1 protein-coding gene is annotated in these 5,445 nt (G+C 61.4%); it reads right to left on the reverse strand.

Annotation, left to right across the window (positions count from 1 at the left end; genetic code table 11):
* The coding region (locus HT585_RS31515; protein WP_281410721.1) for a peroxidase family protein at window positions 1-5,226 on the reverse strand (5,226 nt) is incomplete at its 3' end.
* Between the last annotated feature and the right edge of the window lie 219 nt (window positions 5,227-5,445).

Consider the following 5,445-nt stretch of genomic DNA (forward strand, 5'->3'; position numbering starts at 1 on the left):
GGTGAAGCTGACCCCGCTGTTGACCGTGTCCGTGCCGCCGTTGACAGCCTCGACCACCGTATCGCCGGCTCCGACGAAGTAGGTGTCGTTGCCGGCACCGCCCGTCAGCGTATTGGCGCCTGCATTACCGGTGATCGTATCGTCAAAGGCGCTGCCTGTGACGTTTTCGATGTCGATCAGCGTGTCGTCGCCATCGGCACCGGTAGCCGTTCCGGTCGTCAGGTTGACGGTGACCGCACCACTGGCACCGGCATAAGACGCCGTGTCCGTATCGCCGGTACCGCCGTGCAGCCGGTCATTACCCAGGCCACCGGACAGGACATCGTTGTCGTCCTGGCCGAAGAGCGAGTCGTCGCCGGCACCGCCAACGAGCGTATCATTGCCGTTGTCGCCATATTGAACGTCATCACCCGCCGTCGCAAAGGCTGTCAGATTGTCGGCGCCATTGCTGCCCGTCCTGATGGTGAACGTCTCGTCATAGGTGTTGAGGAAATCGTCGGTCGAGCGGATGGCCAGCGTGTAGGTGGTGTTGGCCGCCATCGCCCCGACGCGGCTGACGACGCCGGCCGCGGAAACCGTGAAGCCTGGACTGCTTCCGGGCTGCAGCGAATAGGTCCATGCCGTGCTGTCGTCATCGACCGTCGCCAGGTTCGCGATCGCCCCCGTGGGCAAGTCGGTGTTGTTCGGGTTGATGGCGTTCCAGCGAATGTCCGTCGGCGCTTCGTTGGCGAGAAAGATGCGCGTACCGTCCGTGAACTCGGCCCATTCGACGTTACGCAGTCTGTCGATACCGTCGGAGACGAGATTGCGCTCGGTCAGCGGATCGATGACGTTGCTGACGTTGATATGCGAGATCGTGGTCGAGCCATCAGCATTGCGGACAACCGTGTAGTTGGCGTTGCCGTTGGCGTCGAGGAACGTGTCGTTGAAGAAGGCGGTGTCGACATCGCCGATGCCATCGTCTTCAACGATCTCACGAACGATGTGCAACTGCGTCGGCACGATCGTGCGGGAGATCATCAGGTCGAACAGCGACTTTCCAACCCAGCTCGGGTCTGCCGCGTCGTTCACCGTGAAGACATGCTTCAGGCTGTCGACGGAGGAAATCTGGTTCTGTGGCGTGTTTTGCGCCCCTGGTGCCGTGATGCGAATACGCACGTTCAGCCAGGCATCGCCGTCGAGGAAATCATCCCCGCCATTGCCGCGCAGACTGTCGGAGCCGCCACCGCCGAGCAGGATGTTGCCGGAGTTGAAGGCCGACAGTGCCTCAAGTTGGGCTGCCGTCGCGCCGACGGGCGCTGCAGTGATGAGGTTGCCGAGCAAGGCGCGCAGGCCCTCGATGCGGTTGACACCCGCCTGGGACAGCTCGTCGTTGAAGAAGATGCCTTCTGTGGTCGCAACCGTGTCGCCGGGCAGAATGTCGCCTTGAACACGGTCGTCGCCAAGCAGTGTGTCGTTGCGGTCCCAGCCGGAGAGGGCTTCGACCTTGTCAAAACGGTTGCGCAGGATGTCTTCCGCCTCGGTGGTGAAGATCGGGATGCGCATGTCGGCGTAGCCGTTGAGCGCCATGCCCTTGAAGATCGCCCAGTCGAAACCGAACATGCCTTCGTTGCGCATAACGCTTTCGCCCTGCACCATGATGTCGTCGCCGGATTCACCGTCGAAGTCGTGTTCCTCGTTGCCGGCGAACATGACGTCATGGCCCTTGATCGCCGAATTGAAGAACAGTTCGGAGTTGTCGCCGGCCGTGGTGTCGAAGCCGCCGCCGGCCTCCATCCAGTCGTCGCCCTCGTTGCCCATCAAGAGGTCGACACCTTCGCCGCCGAGGACGAAGTCGTCACCCGCACCAGCGAACACTTCGGTATCGTCGACACCGACGAAGACGACGTCCTTGCCATCGCCGCCCATCAGGATGTCGATGCCGTTGGAGTTGGCGATGACGTCGTTGCCTTCCTCGCCCTTGATGAAGTCGCCGGTGTCGCCGCTGTCGGTCAGGATATCGTCGCCGCCGCCGCCGTTGACGAGGTCGACGCCTGCGCCGGATTCAACGCGGTCATTGCCGTCGTCTGCCCAGATCGCATCGTCGCCGAAGTCTGTGATGATCGTATCGGCGCCATTGGTGCCGCCGACGACGATATGTTCGCCACCGGTAAAGCGCAGGTAGTTCGTTTCGACTGCCGCCGTGCGCGGATCGTCACGCACGACCTTACCGAGCCCGATTGCTTCGAGCGCCGGGTCGTTGCCTTCCGGATCGGGCTCAGCCTGATTGGCCTGGTTGACCTCGAGCACGAAGTCGTACTTGGCAAAGGAGTCAACGCCGATATGGCGTTCGATGATGTCGTCGGCTGTGCCGCGGATGCCGTCCGCCCCAGGCTGTGCCAGTTCGGTGTTGGCCATCATCATCTTCGAGAAGGAATTCTGCTCGAGCTGGTTCAGCATGTTCTGGCCCTGCGTGCGGGTCAGGTAGTAGAACCGGTCGCCGTCCTGCAGGTTTTCCATCTGGGCTTCGAAGATGGCGTTGAAGGTCGAGCCGAGCATGCCGCCGAACGGCATTTTCTTTTCGGCCAGACCACCGATCCACAGATCGATAAGGTTGAGGCCGCTGTTGCCAATGTTCCAGTCGCCGGTGCTGTTGAGGAAATCGAGGCGATCCGAGGGCACGACGATCGTGCGCGTCCCGCCCGGTGCGTTGGCGTCGGCAATCACCTGGTCTTCCCCAAAGACGATTGCCATTGCAGCGGCACGTTTGCCGGCAAGTGTTGTTTCGTCGTCCACCAGAGCATGCAGGCCGTATGCCGCGATGAAGTTCACCACCGAGATCGGATTCTTGAGGTTGGCGGCAAAGTCCACCCAGCTGTCATAGGGCGTGAGGAAGGTCGAGCCGGTTGCCGCATAAAGCTGAGCGCGGGCTTCGTTCAACGAAGGTATACCGGTGTCTCGGCCGCGGGCGATGTTGATCGTCGCCAGGTCGAGCGGAAGACCGAGCAGGTTGTTGCGCAGCGATCCGACGATGAACTCGTCGATTTCGTTGCCGCGTTCGATCGTCATGCCGCGCACGACCGCCGCAGCGGCAGCATCGTGTGAAATCGTGCCGTCGAGATCGAACTCGACCGGGTTGAGGAAGGCTTCGATAAGCCCGACTTCCGGATTGATGACTTCGCCATTTGCATCGAGGCGCGGCATTTCATCGGTCAGCATCGAATGGCCGAAGCGGTAGACCGTGTTGGCGAATTCCGAGAAGATCGCCGGGTTGATGTCGGTGACACTGTTGAAGACGAAGGGGTCGATCGCCGGCTGGATCTTGCGGGCGAACTCTTCGAACACCAGGTGCTGGTACTGCATTTCCGTGGCGAAACGGGCAGCCTGGAAAATGCGCTCGCCATCCCACGCGAAGGATTCAAGAAGCTCTGCCCGCTCAGTTGGGTCGGCAGGGAAGGTTGCCGGCAACGCATCAAGCTCCGTCTGGGTGATATCAACAGACAGCCACTCGTTGATGAAGGCGAGGTCGCCACTTTGCAGAATGGTCATCTTCTGCATATCCGTCTGGCGATTGTGCTCGGAATGGAAGATGTGGTGCACGGTCGTCAGACCGATATTCTCGTTGCCGCGACCGTCGCCGGTGATGAAGTGGCGGTTGAGCAGTTCGTCGTCATACTCGGTATTGCGGCCGGTTTGGGGATTGGACGCCACGGTATTGCCGGTGTCGCTGTCGGCATCTGCGACCAGATTGCCGAGCGCATCGAATACGGGAACGGCATTGTGGGCGATATCGTCGAGGAAGGCATGGCCGATACGGATCGCGCCTGCCGTAAAGGTATTGACGGGATTTGCCGGATTGCCCTCGGTGACGAGATCATCGGACGTATTGGGGATTCCGTCCGTGCCAAGTCCGGTGACCAGCAATGGGTATCCGTTCGGTCCGCGGATGAACTCGCCATAGGCGTCCGTGCGGATCAGCGGAATGTTGAAGATATCGGCGTCGGTCAACTGGATGCCGAGCACGTCTGCGGCCTGCGCCTTGATGTCGGCCCAGGTCGGCAAGCCGTTTGCCGAACCATCAAGCAGGCGGCCGGTGGCCATCGGCACACCGCCGACGGTTGCGTACTCGCGCAGGAAGAACTGATGCGAGGCGTGCGAGGTATAGGTCTGGTTCTGATCGACGAACGGGGTCGTCGTGTTGGTATGAGAATCGCCGTCCGGCGTCGCGCGCGTCAGCACCATGAAACGCAAATGCGCCGGCAGGTCGTCGGCTGTTCCAGCCACGCCATCGGTTCCGAGCACCAGCGGGTCATCATCCTGCAGCGGTACATAGACGGTGCCGTTGCCACCCTTGGTGATCAGGTCGAGACCATGGTCGAAGAACTGACCGAAGAAGGTCATCCAGGCGTTGAAGGGCGCGGAAAGGCCCTCGTCCGGCGCCACGTTGGGAATCGACAGGTTTCCTTCATCGCCGATGACCAGTCCCAGTTCGGCTGCAACGGCCTCAAGCGCCGCGGACGGATCCTGGGCAACCACTTCGGCTGATGCCAGCGCTTCCTCGGCGGCGGTCACGGCATTCGCCGCGTCCTGAATGGCATCGATGCTGGCCGGATTGCCCGGCGTGTAGCCGGCGACAGCCAGATCGAGGGCTGTGTTCGCGTCGTTGAGTGCATTCTGTGCAGCGACAACGGCGTCATCAGCCTGCTGCTGGGTCACGCGAGCGGCAAGCAAACGCTCCATATCGACTTGCGGGTCTTCCGAGCCGGCGAAGGTCAAAGCCGCGATGATGGCTGCCGGATTGTTGATCGACATGTCGACGATGAGATTGGAGATGGTGCGCGGATCGGCATCGACCACATTGCCCGGTGTGCCGTAGTTGCCGCCGGTCAAGACGCCGCCGGGCGCTGGCCCGTTGACGTCGATGCTGTCGCCATCGGTGTCATTGCGATACTCGGCGTCCAGCAGCCGTGGCATCGCCTGGTCGGCGGAACCCCAGGTCTCGCGACCGGGCACGATGTTGTTGTAGGTGCCGTCGACCGTGCGAAGGCCGTTCGGAACATGGGGGTCGGGGATCGCGAGCTGCGCACCGGGCGTGCCTGCCGGAACGACATTGCCGGCCGCATCGACGTAGATCTCCCTAAGGTCCTGGGCATTCGCGCCGGAATGCGCGGTCGAGTTGCCTTCTGCGATCTTGATCTGGCGCAGAATGAACATCATGTCCTGAAGATTGAGCTTGAACGCGGCCATTTTCCCCTCCGTCGAGACACAGCGATCCCCCCGGAAGGACACATGTCTTTCCGCCAACAGAGGTCGCGTTACTGGTACTGGTCGCCATTAACGCATCGAAGCCGCGGTCGGCGTAGAGAACAAGGTCGCGTGATTTTCGCGACTAAAGGACAGTCGGACCGGAATACTTTGGTCTCCACTGTTCTCAGACCTTAGTCGGAGCAAGATTTCGCATGCCGA

Source organism: Ensifer oleiphilus, from assembly GCF_013371465.1.
Classification (GTDB): domain Bacteria; phylum Pseudomonadota; class Alphaproteobacteria; order Rhizobiales; family Rhizobiaceae; genus Ensifer; species Ensifer oleiphilus.